This window comes from Acetatifactor aquisgranensis (genome assembly GCF_943193215.1).
Taxonomy (GTDB): domain Bacteria; phylum Bacillota; class Clostridia; order Lachnospirales; family Lachnospiraceae; genus Acetatifactor; species Acetatifactor aquisgranensis.
Map to the genome: position 1 here is coordinate 1 of NZ_CALPDH010000057.1, position 18,371 is coordinate 18,371.

The 18,371-nt window shown below is 46.8% G+C and carries 23 protein-coding genes; 19 read left to right on the plus strand and 4 right to left on the minus strand.

Translation table 11 applies throughout. The annotated features are described in order from the left end of the window. Nucleotides 1–97: 97 nt before the first annotated feature. The 8 genes from NFS35_RS27250 to NFS35_RS27285 all read left to right on the plus strand — a co-directional run bounded on the left by NFS35_RS27250 (nucleotide 98) and on the right by NFS35_RS27285 (nucleotide 7,548). The gene (locus tag NFS35_RS27250; RefSeq protein ID WP_251210121.1) at nucleotides 98–1,450 is read left to right on the plus strand and encodes a DNA primase family protein; all 1,353 of its coding nucleotides are present in this window, start codon (nucleotides 98–100) and stop codon (nucleotides 1,448–1,450) included. 58 nt (nucleotides 1,451–1,508) lie between these two features. After that, the gene (locus NFS35_RS27255; protein WP_251210122.1) at nucleotides 1,509–2,831 is read left to right on the plus strand and encodes a phosphoadenosine phosphosulfate reductase domain-containing protein; all 1,323 of its coding nucleotides are present in this window, start codon (nucleotides 1,509–1,511) and stop codon (nucleotides 2,829–2,831) included. Nucleotides 2,832–2,847: 16 nt separating this feature from the next. Continuing rightward, on the plus strand, nucleotides 2,848–3,051 hold the full coding sequence (locus NFS35_RS27260) for a hypothetical protein (protein WP_251210123.1): 204 nt from the start codon (nucleotides 2,848–2,850) through the stop codon (nucleotides 3,049–3,051). A 12-nt stretch (nucleotides 3,052–3,063) separates the two neighbouring features. After that, on the plus strand, nucleotides 3,064–3,333 hold the full coding sequence (locus tag NFS35_RS27265; RefSeq protein ID WP_251210124.1) for a hypothetical protein: 270 nt from the start codon (nucleotides 3,064–3,066) through the stop codon (nucleotides 3,331–3,333). A gap of 250 nt (nucleotides 3,334–3,583) precedes the next feature. Further along, a complete protein-coding gene (locus NFS35_RS27270; protein WP_251210125.1) occupies nucleotides 3,584–4,036 on the plus strand; it encodes a hypothetical protein in 453 nt (150 codons plus the stop codon). A gap of 259 nt (nucleotides 4,037–4,295) precedes the next feature. After that, nucleotides 4,296–4,793 (plus strand): terminase small subunit, encoded by a 498-nt coding sequence (locus NFS35_RS27275; protein WP_251210126.1) that lies wholly within the window; start codon nucleotides 4,296–4,298, stop codon nucleotides 4,791–4,793. Beyond that, the gene (locus tag NFS35_RS27280) at nucleotides 4,783–6,111 is read left to right on the plus strand and encodes a PBSX family phage terminase large subunit (RefSeq protein ID WP_330640500.1); all 1,329 of its coding nucleotides are present in this window, start codon (nucleotides 4,783–4,785) and stop codon (nucleotides 6,109–6,111) included. The genes NFS35_RS27275 and NFS35_RS27280 overlap by 11 nt, the downstream gene beginning before the upstream one ends. 165 nt (nucleotides 6,112–6,276) lie before the next feature. Further along, a complete protein-coding gene (locus NFS35_RS27285) occupies nucleotides 6,277–7,548 on the plus strand; it encodes a phage portal protein (RefSeq protein WP_251210128.1) in 1,272 nt (423 codons plus the stop codon). A 178-nt stretch (nucleotides 7,549–7,726) separates the two neighbouring features. On the opposite strand, the gene NFS35_RS27290 is transcribed toward NFS35_RS27285, so the two are convergent. The 4 genes from NFS35_RS27290 to NFS35_RS27305 form a co-directional block, all read right to left on the minus strand. Then, the gene (locus NFS35_RS27290) at nucleotides 7,727–8,050 is read right to left on the minus strand and encodes a DUF6618 family protein (RefSeq protein WP_251210129.1); all 324 of its coding nucleotides are present in this window, start codon (nucleotides 8,048–8,050) and stop codon (nucleotides 7,727–7,729) included. 12 nt (nucleotides 8,051–8,062) lie between these two features. Continuing rightward, on the minus strand, nucleotides 8,063–8,869 hold the full coding sequence (locus NFS35_RS27295; protein ID WP_251210130.1) for an ExeA family protein: 807 nt from the start codon (nucleotides 8,867–8,869) through the stop codon (nucleotides 8,063–8,065). After that, nucleotides 8,869–10,137, minus strand: a complete 1,269-nt coding sequence (locus tag NFS35_RS27300; protein WP_251210131.1) for a DDE-type integrase/transposase/recombinase — start codon at nucleotides 10,135–10,137, stop codon at nucleotides 8,869–8,871. Before NFS35_RS27300 ends, NFS35_RS27295 begins: the two co-directional genes overlap by 1 nt. 90 nt (nucleotides 10,138–10,227) lie before the next feature. Continuing rightward, nucleotides 10,228–10,821: a DUF6431 domain-containing protein gene (locus tag NFS35_RS27305; protein WP_251210132.1), complete on the minus strand. Its 594-nt coding sequence runs from the start codon at nucleotides 10,819–10,821 to the stop codon at nucleotides 10,228–10,230. A gap of 257 nt (nucleotides 10,822–11,078) precedes the next feature. Here NFS35_RS27305 and NFS35_RS27310 point away from each other — a divergent pair, with 257 nt between their 5' ends. The 11 genes from NFS35_RS27310 (at nucleotide 11,079) to NFS35_RS27360 (ending at nucleotide 18,301) form a co-directional block, all read left to right on the plus strand. Continuing rightward, on the plus strand, nucleotides 11,079–11,303 hold the full coding sequence (locus NFS35_RS27310) for a phage portal protein (RefSeq protein WP_251210133.1): 225 nt from the start codon (nucleotides 11,079–11,081) through the stop codon (nucleotides 11,301–11,303). Further along, the gene (locus NFS35_RS27315; RefSeq protein ID WP_251210134.1) at nucleotides 11,293–13,302 is read left to right on the plus strand and encodes a minor capsid protein; all 2,010 of its coding nucleotides are present in this window, start codon (nucleotides 11,293–11,295) and stop codon (nucleotides 13,300–13,302) included. The genes NFS35_RS27310 and NFS35_RS27315 overlap by 11 nt, the downstream gene beginning before the upstream one ends. 2 nt (nucleotides 13,303–13,304) lie before the next feature. Further along, complete coding sequence (locus NFS35_RS27320; RefSeq protein WP_251210135.1) at nucleotides 13,305–13,532, plus strand: hypothetical protein; 228 nt, start codon at nucleotides 13,305–13,307, stop codon at nucleotides 13,530–13,532. Between the two features lie 309 nt (nucleotides 13,533–13,841). Further along, the gene (locus NFS35_RS27325; protein WP_275564743.1) at nucleotides 13,842–14,465 is read left to right on the plus strand and encodes a phage scaffolding protein; all 624 of its coding nucleotides are present in this window, start codon (nucleotides 13,842–13,844) and stop codon (nucleotides 14,463–14,465) included. Between the two features lie 77 nt (nucleotides 14,466–14,542). Next, nucleotides 14,543–15,703 (plus strand): phage coat protein, encoded by a 1,161-nt coding sequence (locus NFS35_RS27330; RefSeq protein WP_251210137.1) that lies wholly within the window; start codon nucleotides 14,543–14,545, stop codon nucleotides 15,701–15,703. A 19-nt stretch (nucleotides 15,704–15,722) separates the two neighbouring features. Further along, complete coding sequence (locus NFS35_RS27335) at nucleotides 15,723–16,118, plus strand: hypothetical protein (RefSeq protein ID WP_251210138.1); 396 nt, start codon at nucleotides 15,723–15,725, stop codon at nucleotides 16,116–16,118. Further along, nucleotides 16,112–16,495 carry a hypothetical protein gene (locus NFS35_RS27340; RefSeq protein ID WP_251210139.1) on the plus strand — a complete coding sequence of 128 codons (384 nt, stop codon included), beginning with the start codon at nucleotides 16,112–16,114 and terminating at the stop codon, nucleotides 16,493–16,495. The genes NFS35_RS27335 and NFS35_RS27340 overlap by 7 nt, the downstream gene beginning before the upstream one ends. Further along, complete coding sequence (locus NFS35_RS27345; RefSeq protein WP_251210140.1) at nucleotides 16,495–17,028, plus strand: HK97 gp10 family phage protein; 534 nt, start codon at nucleotides 16,495–16,497, stop codon at nucleotides 17,026–17,028. Before NFS35_RS27340 ends, NFS35_RS27345 begins: the two co-directional genes overlap by 1 nt. Beyond that, on the plus strand, nucleotides 17,025–17,459 hold the full coding sequence (locus tag NFS35_RS27350; RefSeq protein ID WP_251210141.1) for a phage tail terminator family protein: 435 nt from the start codon (nucleotides 17,025–17,027) through the stop codon (nucleotides 17,457–17,459). Before NFS35_RS27345 ends, NFS35_RS27350 begins: the two co-directional genes overlap by 4 nt. Further along, the gene (locus tag NFS35_RS27355) at nucleotides 17,452–17,664 is read left to right on the plus strand and encodes an arginine repressor (protein WP_408629659.1); all 213 of its coding nucleotides are present in this window, start codon (nucleotides 17,452–17,454) and stop codon (nucleotides 17,662–17,664) included. Before NFS35_RS27350 ends, NFS35_RS27355 begins: the two co-directional genes overlap by 8 nt. Before the next feature lies 1 nt (nucleotide 17,665). After that, entirely contained in the window at nucleotides 17,666–18,301 is a 636-nt protein-coding gene (locus tag NFS35_RS27360; RefSeq protein ID WP_251210143.1) for a phage tail sheath N-terminal beta-sandwich domain-containing protein, read from the plus strand. Nucleotides 18,302–18,371: the final 70 nt, after the last annotated feature.

The following is an 18,371-nucleotide window of genomic DNA, read 5'->3' on the forward strand; positions in this document are numbered from 1 at the left end:
GATAGTATTTGACACTTGAGAATTAAATTTGACGTTTTTGTGCGGGAGACAGGAACTTTAGTTTGCTGGGCTACACCTGACAGCCAATGATTTCACGGTGGATGAAACAAGGGAATGTATCAGGATATTAAACAAGTTTGTCTTGAAAGAACCCCTGTCTGATGATGAACTGGAAGTGATACTCAGGGATGAAGCATTTCAGAAACCAGTGTTTTTCATGGGGTCAACATTCCTTTTTGATAAGTTTGCAGTGTACATGAAGAACACTGCACACATTGTCAAAATCAACGGTCAGTTACATATCTACAAGGAAGGTATCTATACAAACGGGTACAAGGAAATTGAAGCTGATATGATTCAGCACATACCTAACTTGAAAAAGATGCAAAGGCGGGAAGTCCTTGATTACATGGAACTGATTGTTGAAGAAAAGCAGCCATCAGAAGCAAACCTGATTGCTTTCAATAATGGTGTATATGACATCATGACCGGGGAACTGAAACCGTTCAGCACGGAAATAGTCATCACCAACAAGATACCTTGGGACTATGACCCGGATGCCTATTCTGAACTTGCTGATTCAACCCTGAACAAGTTATCATGCGGGGATTCAGCAATCAGGGCATTGTTGGAAGAATGTATTGGTTATTGCTTTTATAGAAGAAATGAACTGGGGAAAGCGTTCATCCTGACTGGTGACAAGTCCAACGGTAAAAGTACATTTTTGGATTGTGTGAAAGCAATCCTTGGTGAAAAGAACATATCAGCCCTTGACCTGAAAGAACTGGGGGACAGGTTCAACACTTCAATGATGTTCGGAAAACTGGCAAACATCGGTGATGATATAGGGGATGATTTCTTGCAGGGCAGTCAGGTCAGCATCTTCAAAAAAATAGTGACTGGCAACCGCATCAAGGCAGAAAGAAAGGGTCAAGACCCGTTTGAGTTCAACCCGTTCATTAAACTGTTGTTCAGTGCCAATGACATCCCCCGGATGAAGGACAAGACTGGGGCGGTACTTAGGCGGTTGGTCATTATTCCGTTCAATGCCACATTTGGGAAAAGTGACCCTGACTATGACCCGTTCATCAAATACAAGCTGATAGAAAGGGACAGCATTGAATACTTTATCAGGTTAGGCGTTGAAGGACTAAAACGGGTAATCATCAATGATGAATTCACCAAGTCCACAAAGGTTCAGAACCAGTTGAACGAATATGAGGAAGAAAACAACCCCATCATTGCCTTTATCGCTGACAGCGGTATTGATATGATTGAGAACGAACCAACCAATGAAGTATACAAGCGGTATCAGGTATTTTGTGCCGATAATGCAATGACCCCTATGAGCAATATTGTATTCAGTAAGCAGATAAATAAAAGATTAGGATTCAAGGTAATTCAGAAAAAATTGAACAATGTAAACCGCAAGATTTTTGTGAAAGCATGATATTTTTTTTGATGAAAAGTTAAGAGTTCTTAACAATGCATGAAAGGATGGTGACATCATGGAGTTTATAAGAGATTCAGACTGCACACCAAATACACCTGTTGTATTGGGTGTACAAGAGAAGCCTATATATGGGACGGGTGTGAAAATAACATCAAGAGTTCAGGGAAGGACGGACAGCGAACACTTCAAAAAGATATATCTTCCTGAACTGTTCCCACTGGAAGATTATGATTTGATTGTCGTGTTGATTTCAGGCGGTAAGGATTCAGTTGCTTGCTATCTGAAATTGCTTGAACTGGGTGTTCCAAAGGAAAAAATTGAATTTTGGCATCATGACATTGATGGTGGTCATCCATCAAGAAGGATGGACTGGCGGTGTACCCAAAACTATGTGAAAGCCCTTGCAGATGCAGAAGGTGTGAAGTTGCGGGTATCATACCGGGTCAATGGTTTCTTTGGAGAGTTGTACCGCATAGGTGCATCAGAACCTATTGAGTGGATTGACCCTGATACCGGGGCAGTCCGTCAGTGCAAGCTATCAAGCAATTACCTGAAATGTAAGGAATTGAAAGAACAGGCAACAGAAGAACTGGAAGAACTGCTGAAACAATACGGTTATAGGTGGAAGTTCCCGGCAAAGACTGGTGACTTGTCAAGGCGTTGGTGTTCTGCATATCTGAAAATATGCGTTGCTGATACCGTTGTAAGTAACCTTGACCGCCTGGGGGAATTAGAAAAACTTGGTGGTAAAAGGCACAAGTTCCCGGCAAAGGGTGGGACACATTCAGGACGATGGTGCAGCGGGAATCTGAAAGCAGCGGTTCAGGACAGTGTGACAGCCAATCTTGAAGAAACCAAGACCAACAAAAAGATTCTGATTGTATCAGGTGAAAGGCGTGGGGAATCCGCAGGAAGGTCAAAATATAACGAACTGGAGATACATCGCACCAATGCAGAAGCAAAGGCACACAGGATTGTTCACCAGTGGCGGGCGGTGATTGATTATTCTGAAAAGGATGTGTGGGAACTTTTGAAAAGGCATCATATCAACCCACACCCTTGTTACAGAATCGGTTGGAACAGGTGCAGCTGTGCCATGTGCATCTTCTCCACACCAAGACTGTTTGCAGGGTTCAAAGAACTGTTCCCTGATGAATTTGCTGAACTAAGGCATGATGAAGAAGTGCTTGGGTTCACACTGGACAATAAAAAGAACCTTGATGAATTTGTCGGTTGTGCGGAATCTTGTGTTTGTTGGGATGACAAAGATGCAATTCATTCAATACTGACAGGTGAATTTGGTACTGATGATATTTATGTGGAAACTTGGAACTATCCGGCAGGTGCTTTTCATGGTGCTGATGGTGGTTCGTGTTAGAAAGGAGTGATAAACCGTGAAGGTTGGAAAGAACAGTGAAGGGTATCTTGACCCTACTGCATCGGTTGCAATAGGTCAGGTGAGCCGGGAAGAAAGTGAAGCTGATAAACGTGCATATGATTTGATTAAGGTGTTGAAGTTCATTATTCGTTCATGTGGTTTTGAACTGTCTGAACGTGTTCAGTTAAGGGACACCAAATCAGGCAGGGAGTATAAATAGGGGGTGGTAGTTGTGGAAAATAAAATTATGCAGTTACTTATGGAGAAAGGGCGGGTGTCTATGAACAATGACATTTTTCCGATTCTGTTTGAAGAATTTGGTGAAGCCCCTTTGAATGAACAGACCTATGCACTGATGTCTGATTTTGTCAGGCAACAGTTGGGTGCAGTGCAGTGTGCGGGAATCAATATAATTTGTGTACCGCAGTTTTCAGGAGTACCGCAGACAGGGACTTTGTTTGTGAATGATGTGGTGTATGAAGTTATAAGTAGTTGTTGGTAGCTGTTTGTAGTATCGGTTGAAATGTATGTAAAATAGGGCGGTATCGGTTAGTAGCTGTTAAAATTAAATTTCTTATTAGATTAAAAAAATCTATTATAGATAAATAGAAAAAGTAAAAATATAAGAATATAGACATCAACAGATACCGTTACCAAGTGATACTTCCAGTAAATACAAGATATTCAAGAAGTTTTTTGTATCAAAATAAACCGTTACCGAATGATACCAAGTGAAAGGGCAAGGTGAAAGCATGAGTGAAGGGAAAAAGAAGCTGTCTGCAAGGGAATACTTAGGGCAGTTAGAGGAATTAGACATCAATATCAGTCAGGACTTAGAAAGGTTAGAGGAAATGAAAACGGATGCTTGCAATCCGGGCGGTATTGATTACAGTAAGGACAGGGTGCAGACTTCCATTTCCGGGGACAAGTTAGGCGGTCAGGTCACAAGGTATGTCACATTCAATGAACACATCAATTCAGAGATTGACCGCTTTGCTGATGCCAAGGAACAAATCATTTCTGAAATCAGGGGGCTTCATGACACGCACTACATTCAGTTGTTGTTCAAGGTCTATGTGCAGTTCAAGACCCTGAAAGTTGCAGCCGATGAAATGAAGATGTCATACCAGTATGTCAGGAACGCACATAAAAAGGCACTTGCAGCCTTTGAAAAAACATATTCGAACTTGCGTTACCTGACATAGCGTGTTTTATTTGTGTTTATTTGTGTGACAAAATCATACAACCGTGTATATTGCAATCCCCAAAAATCAATGTTAAAGTGTATCATGACAAAATCAGGTTGCAGAAGAAAATCCTTTTTCTTCTGCAATTCCTATTTTTGAACGGTATGCAAAAACACATAATGATGACTTTGACCCCTGAAAGGTGCTTGAAAACCCTTGCTTTCAGGGGCTTTTTGATATGTTTTTTGAGGGGAAAAGGAAAGGAAGGTGTTGCCGGATGGCAAAATTGACAGAAAAGCAGCAGCGTTTTGTTGATGAATACCTGATTGACCTGAACGCAACACAAGCAGCCATAAGAGCCGGATATTCAGCAAAAACAGCGGATGTCCAAGGGTCACGGATGTTAGGAATTGTTAAGGTTCAACAGGCAATCAGTGAAGCGATGGCAGAGAGGTCAAAAAGGACAGGTGTGAATCAGGACAGGGTGGTTTTGGAACTTGCCAAGATTGCCTTTGTGAAGATGACTGATATTGTTGACAATCAGGGGAGAATCAAAAGCAGTGCAACAGAAGATGACCTTGCCTGTATCGAATCCATGAAATACAAGGAATCTGAAAGTGATACCGGGTCAAGCGTTGAAAGGGAAGTGAAGATTTCCCCCAAGCTGAAAGCACTGGAATTGTTGGGTAAGCACTTGGGTATGTGGAATGACAAACTGGATGTGAACATCACACAGCCTATTGTGATTTCAGGAAGTGATGACCTTGAAGATTAGCAGTCAGCACATTTTTGATTATCAGAAAAGAATCCTGTTCCCTGCACAGTACACCTTGACCAGTTCCGGCAAGGTGAATGTGAAGCTGCCTGAAATAGTCGGAAAGGGTTATGGTACTTTTTGGCGGTGGCAAGGCAGATACAGGGTGTGCAAGGGTTCAAGGGCATCCAAGAAGTCAAAGACAACCGCACTTTGGTACATAACCAACATGATGAAGTACCCTGATGCGAACACGCTTGTCATCAGGAAAACATTCAGGACATTAAAGGATTCATGCTTCACTGAACTAAGGTGGGCTATTCACCGCCTTGGGGTTGATGCCTTTTGGGACATAAAAGAATCACCCCTTGAAATGACCTACAAGCCAACTGGTCAGAAGATTTATTTCAGGGGACTGGATGACCCGCTGAAAGTAACCAGTATCACGGTTGAAACTGGATGCCTATGTTGGATGTGGATAGAAGAAGCGTATGAAATCAGTTCAGAAGATGATTTCAATATGCTTGATGAATCAATCCGTGGTGCAGTCCCGGAAGGGTCAGGGCTGTTCAAACAGATAACCTTGACATTAAACCCTTGGAATGAACACCACTGGATAAAAAAGCGGTTCTTTGACAAGCCGGATGAAGAAACCCTTGCCATGACAACCAACTACCTTTGCAATGAATGGTTGGATGCTGCTGACTTGAAGGTTTTTGAAACCATGAGAAAGCAGAACCCAAGGCGTTACAAAGTGGCGGGTCTTGGTGACTGGGGCATTGTTGACGGTCTTGTTTATGAGAACTGGGAAGAAAAGCTGTTCAGCATTGATGAAGTCAGGGCTGTTGCAGGGGTGAAGTCCGTGTTTGGTCTTGACTTTGGCTATACCAATGACCCAAGTGCTTTGTTTTGCGGGTTCATTGACCAGTCAAGCAAGACCATATGGGTCTTTGATGAAATGTACAAACCCGGCATGAGCAATGAAGCCATTGCCGGGGAGATTGCCCGCATGGGTTACGGTAAGGAAAAGATAACTGCTGATTCTGCTGAACCAAAGAGCATTGACCGCTTGCGGGAACTGGGGCTGAAAGGCATCAGGAAAGCAAGGAAGGGCAAGGACAGCATAAACAACGGTATTGACTTCCTGCAAGATTATCATATTATCGTGCATCCCCGGTGTGTGAACTTCCTGACGGAAATCAGCAACTACACTTGGGACACCGACACCAAGACCGGGAAGAAGCTGAACAAACCCATTGATGACTTCAATCACCTGATGGATGCAATGCGGTATGCAGTGGAGCATATTGCAAAAGGCGATGCTTTCAGCTTTGAATAACAAACAGAAACAAATTAGTAACACACACCCTTGGAAATATCATGTTTTCAGGGGTTTTGATTTTATTATGTCATGAAAGGGGTGAATTGAACCGTGTTCAGCAACTTAATAGATACACTGACATTGAAGGTCAGCAACTTCATATTGCAGGGTGTTCATTCCCGGATGACTGACAGGGAATTTCTTGAAAGGGAGATTGCCAAGTGGAAGGGTTCACCCAAAAGGGTGATGCAGATTAAGGGTTCGTTGTACTATGACAATGAACACGACATTTTGAAGCGTAAGCGTACAATGATAGGTGAGGATGGCAAGCTGCAAGTGGTGGATAACTTGCCAAACAACCGGGTCATTGATAACCAGTATGCAAAGATGGTCAATCAGAAAGCAAATTACCTGTTCGGTCAGCCCTTTGCAATCGAATGTCAAAATGAACAGTATGGTGAACTTCTGAAAAAGGTGTTCAACAAGCGGTTCATGAAAACGCTGAAAAACAGTGGCAAGGCTGCATACAATGGCGGGATTGCTTGGTTGTACCCGTATTACACGGAAGAAGGGGAATTTGCTTTCAGGCTTTTCCCGGCTTATGAGATTCTGCCATTTTGGAAGGATAACGAACACACCATACTTGACTTTGCGGTCAGGCTTTATTTGGTCATCGGGTATGAAGGGACAGTCCCAACGGTGATTGAGAAGGTGGAAGTGTATGATTTGGATGGCGTTCACAAGTTCATCCTTGACCGGGGCACACTTATCCCTGACCTTGCCAATGAAGGGGAATCTGACTGTTACCATGTGACAATGACGGATGCCACTGGCAAGGTTCAGGGGTTCAACTGGTCAAGAATCCCGCTGATACCGCTGAAATGCAATGAGAATGAAACACCGCTGCTGAAACGGGTCAAGTCATTGCAGGATGGAATCAATGTCATGCTTTCGGACTTTGAAAACAATATGCAGGAAGATGCAAGGAACACCATCCTTGTCCTGAAAAACTATGACGGTACGAACTTGGGTGAGTTCAGGAAGAACTTGGCAACCTATGGTGCAGTGAAAATCAGGTATGACGAGAGTGCAAAGGGCGGGGTGGAAACCCTTGAAATAACCGTCAATGCGGAAAACTACAAGGCTATTTTGGAAATCTTCAAAAAAGCCCTGATTGAGAACGCTATGGGTTATGATGCCAAGGATGACAGGCTTTCAGGAAACCCCAACCAAATGAACATTCAATCAATGTATTCTGACATTGACATTGATGCCAACGACACGGAAACAGAATATCAGGCAGCATTTGAAGAAATCCTTTGGTTTGTCAATGCACACCTTGCCAACATGGGAAAGGGTGACTATGAAGGTGAGGATGTCACCATCATATTCAACCGGGACATCCTTATGAATGAATCGGAAGTGATTGATAACTGTCAGAATGTCGGACGGTAAATTGAGGGAGACGCAAACAGCGAATTATTTTTCCGACATTTATCCTATTGACTGCGCAGTGCTGTCTGCAAATGCACAATCCTGTCAAAAATGCTGCACGTTGTTGTCGGTATTGTTTTGCGCCTGAAATGCAAAAGGCCATGGATCCCTCATGAGACACACGGCCCATATGAAAAATTTAGTTTTTCCCCTGCCTGTCGGCCAGAACAGGAAGATGAACCAGGCCGGTGGCGACAGTCACCGCATCCACCTTCCGCATCAGGGAGCCGATCCTTTCTTCCTTCCAAAAGATATCGGAGAAATCGGAGAGCTCGCACCCTACATCATGGTTATGGATGCACAGGTAGTTCCCATATTTATGCCGTCCGGCGAGGATGTGGAAGTAAGTCCCCCGCCTATTGATCTCAGCTTCATACCATCCGTTCCCCGTGCTCAGCAGGATGATCTGCCCCGTCCAGGTCTCCTTGCGGGAACCGCTTTTCAGGATACAGGTATAATTCATGTTCCATTCCTCCTATCCGAGATTCTGGCTGCTGACAGAAGCCAGGATGACATCCGTATCGATCACTTTCTTGTCCATCTGTGCCCCCAGAGTCAGCGCGTCGGTCATCAGGTTGTCCACCAGGCGGGGGCTCCCCTGGGAGTGACTGTGGACGGCAGAAAGCGCCGCCTGGTCGATGATGGAGGCTGCGCCTCCGGCACAGGCGATCTTGTGGAGGATATACTGCGCCACTTCCGAGTCTGAGAGACCGGAAAAGTTGTAGTGTACGGTGATGCGCTGGCGCAGGGCCTCATGGACGGGCTTTTTCAGGGTGCTGTTCAGGTGGGGCTCCCCACAGAGGATGAGCGTGAAGCAGTTGAGGGAGTCATACCCGTAGTTCATGAGCATCTTGATATCCTCCAGGATGCCGGTGGAGAGGTATTGTGCCTCATCGACTGCCAGGAGGAGGGGCTGCTTCTTGTCCTTGTAGAGGTAGAGTATCTGCTCCTGTACGGCGCGGAACATCCCAGGCTTGCCGCCCCTTGGCTCTACCCCCAGGACAGAGCAGAGCTGGCGGTAGAACTCCATGACGCTGACCGTGGAGAGGCAGATGTACTCCATATGGTAGAGGTTGGGGTTGAGGCACTTTGCGAAGCAGCGCAGTGCGAAGGACTTGCCCATGCCGGGGCGTGCGGTGAACAGCCCGATTCCCCTTGTGTCCTTGAGGTAGTCCAGCCGGGACGTCATTTCCGAGATGTCCTTTGAGAGGAACCGGTCCTTTTCTCTTGCGTTCTGTTTGTCAAAGGGATTGAAGGAAAGCCCATAGTAGGAACCCAACATCAGCTCTCACCCCCGATCCTTGAATAATCGATGGACGGCGTGTTATTGCGTTTCGTCCTGCAGTTCTCGTTTTTATCCGTAGGCCGGATGGGATAATGTTCCCCCTCATAAAGGATGAAGGCACTGGACATGTCGTCTGGCAGGAAGCGGATATCCACTTTTGAAGAAATGAACTGCATGGGAACGTCATAGGACACCTTGTCGATGGAGACGGTAGAGTCCTTGTTCACCTTCCTGGTGATGCGGTTCAGGAAACATTCCTCCAGCCACTCCCTGGACTTAGGGTTCCGGATGGAGGAGCGTGTCTGCTGGTAGCGGTCCATGGGCGTTGTGCCGATGCCGGAATGGACAGATGTATTGTAGGTGCGCATATAGTCCTTAAGCAGCCGGTTGAACTGTGCCAGCGTGGTGATGGAATCCAGATCCAGCGTATAGAGCCAAGTCTCCTTGAGCGTTCTGAACTGGCGTTCTATTTTGGCTTTGGAAGCACCATCACGAATTTTTGTGTGTAAAAGTACGGTGCCGATGGAGCCGCAGATGAGGGAAAGCTGCTCATTCGAGTAACTGCAGCCATTATCGACATAGAGCTTTGCCGGGATTCCATGGGCTGCCACAGCGTCCTTCAACACCTTCTGGAAGTTATAGGCATTATCGTTATAGAAGAGGCCGCCGCCCACCAGAAAACGGGAATGGTCATCAATAATCATGATGCAGTAGACTCTCCTGCGCTGGCCGTGCTCCGTGATATAAGGCAGGTAACAGGTATCGGCCTGCCACATCTTCCCAAAGGCATCTTCTTCAAACGCCTTTCTGTCCCGCATACCAGGGTTGCGTGCTGATTTCAGGTCATGTCTCTTGACGAAGCGCTGGACGGCGCAGACGCTGACTGTGGCAGGGATGAAGGCTTCTTCAACGAGGTGCCGGTGGATCTGGGTAGAGTTCAGCCGTGGGAAGGCTTCCTTGAGGCGGTAGATCTCCTCGATGGCCGTGTCCGGGAGAACCCGGGTGGAGCCCTTATCGGAACGCTCCTGCGGCAAGAGGGCGTCGATGCCGCCGTTCTGGTAGAGGGACACCCATTTGCTGAGGGTCTTTGGGCTGTACTGGAATACCGAGCCGTCAGGCAGGGTGAGCGGTTTTTCGGTGATACGCTGGTAGTAAGCGTTCCTGGACGCATCCGGATAAAGGCCATGGATGACCGGCGCTATGAGAGCGAGGCGGAACTGTGCCATGGCGGCTGCGTCCGAAAGGTTTTTGGGATTGTTGTCCATAAAAATGTCCTCCTTAGGTGGTTTTCCACCATTATGCAGGAGAGAAGGGAGGGAAGCCATACCCGTGGCGTGTGGCCGACGGAAAAAGGGTCAGGGGCCGAACACCTGCTGGCAGTAAAGTGCCGGGTTTTTATGGGACTGGAGGAAAGACTTTGTAAAACGGCGGACAAAGGCGGAGGCGAAATCCGAATAAGCCGGCTGCGTGAGCAGGGACTTCAGGAAGGAAAGGCCGGAAACCTCCATGGAGGAAAGCACGCCGAGCCAATCTTCCTTCTGCCCCCGAAAGAGCTGCAGCCACCGGCGCAGCTGGGAAAGGGTGATGCAGAAGCGTTCGCATAGCCTTTCCACAGTGGAAAGGCGCAGGAAATACTCCGCCAGGACACGTAGAAGGAAGAACAGGCCATAGCCGGAGTAGGGAATGATGAAGTCCGGGAGGATGGCATGGGTATGGCCACAGGTACAGATGAGGCGCATGATGCAGAGGCTGTGGCGGACCTGGGTGCCGCCAATGAAGTCCACCAGGGAGCGGTCATAGTAGGCATGGATGCGGCAGGATCCCTTTACCCCACAGCAGGGACAGGTCTGTAGTTGTGAACGGAATCCGGCCATAAAGGAATCGAACAGGATCTTTGATGAACTTTTTATACGAACCAGCTTGCAAAACAGGGAGTTTTCTCTTATCATAGTATATGTCGGTGTTGCCGGAGCCTCACGAGTGGGATACGATCCCGTATATGGCAGGCACACTGGTATGTGAGAGAAAGAACGAACTGCGGAAGGGGCTGTTCTTTCTCTTTTTTTCGTTCCATAAAAACTATATCGGAATGACATGGGATGGTCAAGAGGAAAATGTGCCGCCTCCTGCAGCACACTTTTATAGACAGTGTTTAAAAACTGAGATTATAATTTGACGTTTTTGTGCGGGAGATAGGAACTTTAGTTTGCTGGGCTACAGTCAGAAGTCTGTCGGCATCCTGTCCGATGAAACAATCATTGGTCAGCATCCTTGGGTGGATGACCCCAAGGCTGAAATGGAACGGTTGGAGAAGCAGAAGCAGAAGGAACAGGAAGAAATGCTGAAACAGTATGACCCCTTTGGTCAGCATACCAAGAACCCGGCAGACCCCAACCAAGGGAATCAGGGCGGTGGTGTAGATGAAGAATAGTGAATACTGGAAAGAACGGTTTGAACTGCTTGAACAGTCACAGAACCAAAGGGGCATACAGTGCTATTCTGACATTGAAAGGCAGTACAGACAGGCACAGAAGCAGATTGAAGGTCAGATTGCTGCATGGTATCAGCGTTTTGCAGATAACAACAGCATCACCATCCAAGAAGCAAGGCGAATGTTGACCAGTAGGGAACTGGAAGAACTGAAATGGGACATCAATGAATATATCAGGTACGGTGAGGAAAACGCAATCAACGGTACTTGGATGAAGCAGCTTGAAAATGCTTCTGCCCGGTATCACATCAGCAGACTTGAAGCCCTGAAATTGCAGACCCAACAGAGCATTGAAACAATGTTCGGGAATCAGCTTGACAACATTGATTCAACGATGCGGGACATATACAAGTCAGGCTATTACCGTACCGCCTTTGAGATTCAGAAGGGCGTGGGTGTCGGTTGGGACTTTGCCACACTGGATGACAAGACCATTTCCAAGGTCATCAACAAGCCTTGGGCAGTGGACGGGAAGAACTTTTCTGAACGTGTGTGGGGCAACCGTCAAAAACTGGTCAATGAACTGAACACTGAACTGACCCGTAACATCATACTGGGTCAAGACCCGCAGAAAGCCATTGATGCCATTGCAAGGAAGATGGGAACATCAAAGAATGTGGCGGGGCGTTTGGTCATGACGGAAGAAGCGTATTTCAGCAGTGAAGCACAAAAGGACTGCTTCAATGAACTGGATGTTGAACTGTTTGAAATCGTGGCAACCCTTGATTCACACACTTCTGAAATCTGTCGGGAAATGGATGGCAAAGTTTTCCCTATGTCACAGTGGGAAGTTGGGGTCACAGCCCCGCCTTTTCATGTGTGGTGCAGAACCACAACTGTCCCGGCATTTGGGGACGAATTTGACAGCATTGGGGAACGTGCTGCAAGGGATAAGGATGGCAAGACCTACTATGTGCCCGCCAACATGAAATATGAGGACTGGCACAAGTCCTTTGTGGACGGTGACAAGACTGGATTGCAAGAAGCAACCCCTGATGATACAATAAAGGCACAGGAAGAAGTGAAACAGGTTGCAGAGGAATTGAAGGCTGAAAACTTCCCTTCTTCCTTCACCGCAAAGGGGGAGTTGAAGAACACACAGGCACTTGTTGACTATGTGAACAGTTTGGAAGGTGCGGATGCAAATGTGGTTGCCCTGTTCAACCGTATGGGCAAACTGGAAAACATTGAAAGCAACGGAATCCCGTTTTCAATATCCCATGCAAAGAACCATGCTGTTTCCACTTCAACCTACACCATGACCGGGAACATGGCAGAAGCAAAGCTGACCATCCCCAAATTGCAGGGTGACAACCTTGCAGGACAGGTGAACACAACGCTGCATGAGGAAATGCACCTGATGGACTTATACGGTAGGCAAGACCCACAGAAAGCAAACAACTGGTTCAGCACAAGCAGGAAACCACTGGTTGATGTGTTCAAACAGACATCCGATTCCATGAGTGACGATGTTGCCAACCTGTTCAATGACTATAAACATGAATACAAAAGGGTCAGAAGTGAAGTCAACAGCAAATATGACCAACTGATTTCTGACCTGAATGATTCCATGTTCAACAAGACTTTTCAGGGTTCGTATAAGGACTATAAAAAGCAGTATAATAAACTGGTGGCTGCAAGGGATGCCGAACGTGATTATATGTCAAGGAACATCACGGGCGGTGGAATCGGCAACCTTCAAGATATTTACGATGCACTTTCAGGTGGTGCTTTCCGGGATGCCGGAAAAGTGATATATGGTCATGGTTCATCATACTATCGGTATACGGAAAGCAGGGTTCATGAAACCATTGCCAACTATGCAGCATTGAGTGTGACAAGACCTGACCTGATTGACCTGTTGCGGGCTGACAAGCCTGAACTGGTTGCTGAACTGGATGCAACCATTGTTGAACTTTTGAAGAAAGCGGGTGATTGAAGATGACTGACCGGGAACTGATTGAAAAAGGGGTCAAGGTGCGGGAACTGTTCAATGAAGTGGATTTCCCGCCGATGCTGACACAGTTCTTTGATTTGGACAGTGACAGGCTGCTTGATGAAAAAATCGAAGTCCTGACAGCATTGAAGGAAGGGAAACAGATTTCCGACATACCGAACTTTTACACCATCTTGGAGTTATACCCCAAGGATGGCACACACTGGGATTGAAAAACACTGTCATTTAGGCAGTGTTTTTTATTTGCCTTATAAAATATCACTGGATTGATTTCAGCGGGCATATAAGGCTTATATGAGTTTAGAAAGGGGGTTCAGGGGTACATGAAAACCAAGACTTAACAGAAAGGGCAAGGTGGTCTGAAAATTATCTTCCAGTCATGGGTTAAATGGCAGCAGGGGAAAGCATCCGGCAACGGGTGCTTTTCTGTTTGTCGGGTTGGCAAGACAGAAAACCGAACAACCAAATAATCATGTGGGAGTGACCCCGTATAAAAACGTATTTGAAAGGATGGTAACGAAATGACAAGAAAACAGTTAGAGGATTTAGGGCTTTCCAAGGAACAGGCTGACAGCATCATGAAAATCAATGGGGATGACATTGAAAATGCAAAGTCGGCATCTGCTGCTGAAATAAAGAACTTGCAGACAGAGGTTTCAGGGCTGAAAACACAGGTGACTGACCGTGACAAGCAGCTTGAAACGCTGAAAACCGCAGCGGGTGACAATGAAACCCTGACAAAGCAGATTGCAGACTTACAGGCTGAAAACACCAAGGTCAAGGAAACCCATGAATCCGAAATGAACCAGTTGAAGGTTGACTTTGCTGTTGAAAAGGCACTGACCGGGGCAAAGGCAAAGAATATCAAGGCGGTCAAGGCACTGTTGGATTTGACGGATGCCAAACTTGACAAGGAAGGGAATGTCAAGGGCTTGCAGGAACAGATTGACAAACTGACCGCTGCTGATGATACCAAGTTCCTGTTCGATGCCACACAGCAGACACAGCAGCAGACATTCAAAGGCTTTCAGCCGGGGGCATCGGCACAGCAGAAGCCCGGTGCAGAGGTTGACCCCTCAAAAATGAACTATGATGAACTTTGTGCCTTTTTAGCGGAAAATCCTGATGCTAAACTGGGCGAGTAAAAAGAAAGGACAGGTGAAAAAGTATGCCAAACGATAAGTTTGATTCTAAGAGTTTTAACCCGCAGGCGTTCAAGTACATGGTCGGCAGAGTTCCGAACCTGCATATGCACGAAATCAAGAAGTCAAGGGCACTGGCGGGAAACCCTGACATCAAGGACACCCTTGGGGGAAGTCAGGGCGGTACAGGTTACGCCCGTATTGCAATGCGGGGGCTGCTTGACGGTGATGCGGTCAATTATGACGGTCAGACGGACATCACTGCAACCAGTACCAAGACCTTTGAACAGGGCGTTGTTGTGGTAGGTCGTGCCAAGGCTTGGGTTGAAAAGGATTTTTCCTATGACATCACTGGCGGGGTGGACTTCATGCAGAACATCGCTGAACAGGTCGGTGAATACTGGGACGGTGTTGACCAGTCAACCATCATTGCAGTTATGCAGGGTATCTTTTCCATGACCGGGACGAAGAACCTTGAATTTGTAAACAACCACACCTATGATGTGACGGAAAAGGTTGACGGTAAAATGTCAGCAACTACCCTGAACAGTGCAACCAACAAGGCGTGTGGTGCGAACAAGAAGAAGTTCAGCCTTGTGTTCATGCACAGCGATGTTGCAACGAACCTTGAAAACCTGAACCTTGTGGCACATTTGAAGTACACTGACCCGCAGGGCGTTCAGCGTGAACTTGACCTGTATACTTGGAATGGCAAGTTGGTTGTCATTGATGACGATATGCCAACTGTCGAACAGGAAGGTTTTTATATCAAGGCAAAGTCAACGGACGAGGGTGCTATGGAAGTGGTTGACGATGCCGCAACCCCTACTGCAAAGCAGATTAAGGCTGCAAATGTGACCCCGGTGGCAGAAAGCTACAAGGAAGTGACGGTTGGTGACTATGTGGTGTTCGTGGATGCGTTCACGGAGTACACAACCTTTGTACTGGGCAACGGTTCAATTTCCTATGAGGAATTAGGCGTGAAAGTGCCTTATGAAATGAACCGCAACCCTTCCAAGAATGGCGGTGAAGATACCCTTTACAGTAGGCAGCGGAAAGTGTTCGCACCTTTCGGTATCTCTTATGAGAAGAAGTCACAGGCAACCTTGTCCCCTACTGATGCAGAGTTGAAGAACGGTGAGAACTGGTCACTGGTACATTCCGGTGAAAAGGCAGAGAAAGACCGCAGCTTCATCAACCACAAGGCAATCCCGATTGCCCGCATTATTTCAAGGGGATAATCTGAAAGGGGCGGGTGCTATGTTTGGTACAGAAACGGTGAAAGAAAGGCTGAAATCTTTCGGTTATGAGGTCAAGGCAGATGATGAATTTGCCTTGACCTTCTGCATTGAGAAAGTACGCAGCACCATCAAGAATGAAATCAACTGGCAGGATGTGCCGGAAGGACTGGAACACACCGCTGTTGATATGGCGGTGGGTGAGTTCCTTCTTGCCAAGAAAACCTTTGCACCGAATGACCTTGAAAACCTTGATTTGGATTTTGCGGTCAAGCAGATTCAGACCGGGGACACCAACACGGTATTTGCAACCGGGGAAGGGACTTTGACCCCTGAACAAAGGCTGACTTCCTTCATCAATTACCTTTTATCCTATGGAAAGGCTGAATTTAATTCATTCAGAAGAATCCGATGGTGAAAGCAATCCGGGCAGCACAGGGGGCTGCAAGAAAGGCTATTGAAGCAACCTATTTTGGTACTTTGGCGGTCACGGAAATGAAGAAGGACAGGGATGCAAAGACCAAGCTGACAAAGGCTGAACCCGTGGTTGTGTTGGAGAATCAGCCCTGCAAGCTGTCATTTGAAACACTGAAATCTGCTGTTCAGACGGATTCCGCAGCAACCGTTGCACAGATTACAAAATTGTTCGTTTCCCCTGATGTGTCAATCAGGGCGGGGTCAAAAATCACGGTGACACAGGACGGTGTGACCACTGACTACACCCGCAGCGGTGTCCCGGCAGTATATCCGACACATCAGGAAATTGTTCTTGAACTGTTCAAGGAATATGCCTGATGGGTAGGATGGGGAACTTTAACATTTCCGGGTTGGAAAAGTTCAGGGATGAACTGAACAAGCTGCAAAACCCGGATGACTTTGTGGAATCGTGTGCAAAGGAACTTGCTGCCCGCCTGTTGCGTATGGTGGTGAAAAGAACCCCGGTGGGCGATTATTCCCATGAAATTGAAGTTGTCGCAAAGCGGGATTCCAAGAACCACAAGAAGGGCGATGTGTACAAAAAGAAGGTGAACCCCAGTGGAAAGAAGGGGGGGACATTAAGGCGTGGGTGGACTGGTCAGAAACGGGCATCTGCACAGGAATATGTTGATTCCCTGACCGTTCACCATTTTGGTGATACCTATGTCATTGAGATTGTGAACCCGGTGGAATATGCAAGCTATGTTGAATACGGGCACAGGACAGCCAACCACAAGGGATGGGTCAAGGGTAAGTTCATGATGACCATATCGGAACAGGAACTTGTAAAGATTGCCCCAAAGGTGCTTGAAAACAAGATTAAGAAATATTTAGGGGGATGCTTTAAGTGATAAATGCAATAATCGAAGCAATCAGTGTTGCCCTGAATGGCGAATTTGGGGACAGGTATGAAATCCATATGGAAGAACTTGAACAGGGTTTAGAAGAACCTTGTTTTTTTATTTTCTGCCTGAATCCAAGCAGTGACCTGTTCCTTGGGAAACGGTATTTCAGAACTAACCCGTTCTGCATCCAATACTTCCCTGAAAGCAGTGGAAAGCAGCGGGAATGTAACGGTGTGGCTGAACGGATGTATGACTGTTTGGAGTACATCACGATGGACGGGGACAGCGAACCAATCCGGGGGACAAAGATGAAGCATGAAGTGGTGGACGGCGTTCTGAACTTTTTCGTGAATTATGACTGCTTTGTCTACAAGGCAGCGGAACAGACCGCTATGGGTGAAATGAAGATGGAAACGCAAGTGAAGGAAGGTGATTGATTTGGCGGCAGCGAAAAAGCGGGAAAGCACAGGGGCAAAGGTTCAGCAGACTGAACCGCAGTTCAGCAAGGAACAGATTGTTGCTTCTGACAAGTACCGCAGTCAAAGGGATTTGGTGGATGCCCTTCTTGAAGAAGATAAAAAGTACACCATTGCAACAGTTGACAAGATGATTGAGGAATACAGGAAAGGAAAGGTGAAGTGATATGGCTTTAGGTGGCGGTAGTTTTATCGCACAGAACAAGGAACTGCCCGGTGCATATATGAACTTTGTATCGGCTGCATCCGCTTCTGCAACCCTGTCTGACAGGGGCATTGCAACGATGCCCCTTGAACTGGACTGGGGAAAGGAAGGGGAAGTCTTTGAAGTGACCAATGAGGACTTCCAAAAGAACACCATGAAGGTCTTTGGCTATGCCTTTGACAGTCCCAAGCTGAAAGGTCTTGGTGATTTGTTCATGGGTGCTAAGACCTTGTATGCCTACCGCCTGAACGGTGGCGGGGAAAAGGCTGCAAACGACTATGCAACCGCACTGTACAGCGGTACAAGGGGCAATGATTTGAACATTGTCATTCAGGCAAATGCAGATGATGCAGCCCTGTTTGATGTGTCAACCTACCTTGGGGCGGTCAAGGTTGATTTACAGACCGTTGCAAAGGCAGATGAACTTGCTGCAAACGACTATGTGAAGTTCAAGGCAGATGCAGAACTTGCGGTTACTGCTGCAACGCCCCTGACAGGTGGCACGAATGGGACTGCTGACGGTACTGCACATCAGACCTACTTGGACAAGATTGAATCCTATTCCTACAACACAATGGGGGTTGTGGTGACGGTGTAGCCCAGCAAACTAAAGTTCCTGTCTCCCGCACAAAAACGTCAAATTTAATTCTCAAGTGTCAAATACTATC

What these genes read in the sequence shown, in the direction of transcription:
- NFS35_RS27255 (WP_251210122.1), top strand. Translation starts at nt 1,509, where the DNA reads ATGGAGTTTATAAGAGATTCAGACTGCACACCAAATACACCTGTTGTA.
- NFS35_RS27270 (WP_251210125.1), top strand. Translation starts at nt 3,584, where the DNA reads ATGAGTGAAGGGAAAAAGAAGCTGTCTGCAAGGGAATACTTAGGGCAG.
- NFS35_RS27275 (WP_251210126.1), top strand. Translation starts at nt 4,296, where the DNA reads ATGGCAAAATTGACAGAAAAGCAGCAGCGTTTTGTTGATGAATACCTG.
- NFS35_RS27285 (WP_251210128.1), top strand. Translation starts at nt 6,277, where the DNA reads ATGACTGACAGGGAATTTCTTGAAAGGGAGATTGCCAAGTGGAAGGGT.
- NFS35_RS27290 (WP_251210129.1), bottom strand. Translation starts at nt 8,050, where the DNA reads ATGAATTATACCTGTATCCTGAAAAGCGGTTCCCGCAAGGAGACCTGG.
- NFS35_RS27295 (WP_251210130.1), bottom strand. Translation starts at nt 8,869, where the DNA reads ATGTTGGGTTCCTACTATGGGCTTTCCTTCAATCCCTTTGACAAACAG.
- NFS35_RS27300 (WP_251210131.1), bottom strand. Translation starts at nt 10,137, where the DNA reads ATGGACAACAATCCCAAAAACCTTTCGGACGCAGCCGCCATGGCACAG.
- NFS35_RS27305 (WP_251210132.1), bottom strand. Translation starts at nt 10,821, where the DNA reads ATGATAAGAGAAAACTCCCTGTTTTGCAAGCTGGTTCGTATAAAAAGT.
- NFS35_RS27315 (WP_251210134.1), top strand. Translation starts at nt 11,293, where the DNA reads ATGAAGAATAGTGAATACTGGAAAGAACGGTTTGAACTGCTTGAACAG.
- NFS35_RS27320 (WP_251210135.1), top strand. Translation starts at nt 13,305, where the DNA reads ATGACTGACCGGGAACTGATTGAAAAAGGGGTCAAGGTGCGGGAACTG.
- NFS35_RS27325 (WP_275564743.1), top strand. Translation starts at nt 13,842, where the DNA reads ATGACAAGAAAACAGTTAGAGGATTTAGGGCTTTCCAAGGAACAGGCT.
- NFS35_RS27330 (WP_251210137.1), top strand. Translation starts at nt 14,543, where the DNA reads ATGGTCGGCAGAGTTCCGAACCTGCATATGCACGAAATCAAGAAGTCA.
- NFS35_RS27335 (WP_251210138.1), top strand. Translation starts at nt 15,723, where the DNA reads ATGTTTGGTACAGAAACGGTGAAAGAAAGGCTGAAATCTTTCGGTTAT.
- NFS35_RS27340 (WP_251210139.1), top strand. Translation starts at nt 16,112, where the DNA reads ATGGTGAAAGCAATCCGGGCAGCACAGGGGGCTGCAAGAAAGGCTATT.
- NFS35_RS27345 (WP_251210140.1), top strand. Translation starts at nt 16,495, where the DNA reads ATGGGTAGGATGGGGAACTTTAACATTTCCGGGTTGGAAAAGTTCAGG.
- NFS35_RS27360 (WP_251210143.1), top strand. Translation starts at nt 17,666, where the DNA reads ATGGCTTTAGGTGGCGGTAGTTTTATCGCACAGAACAAGGAACTGCCC.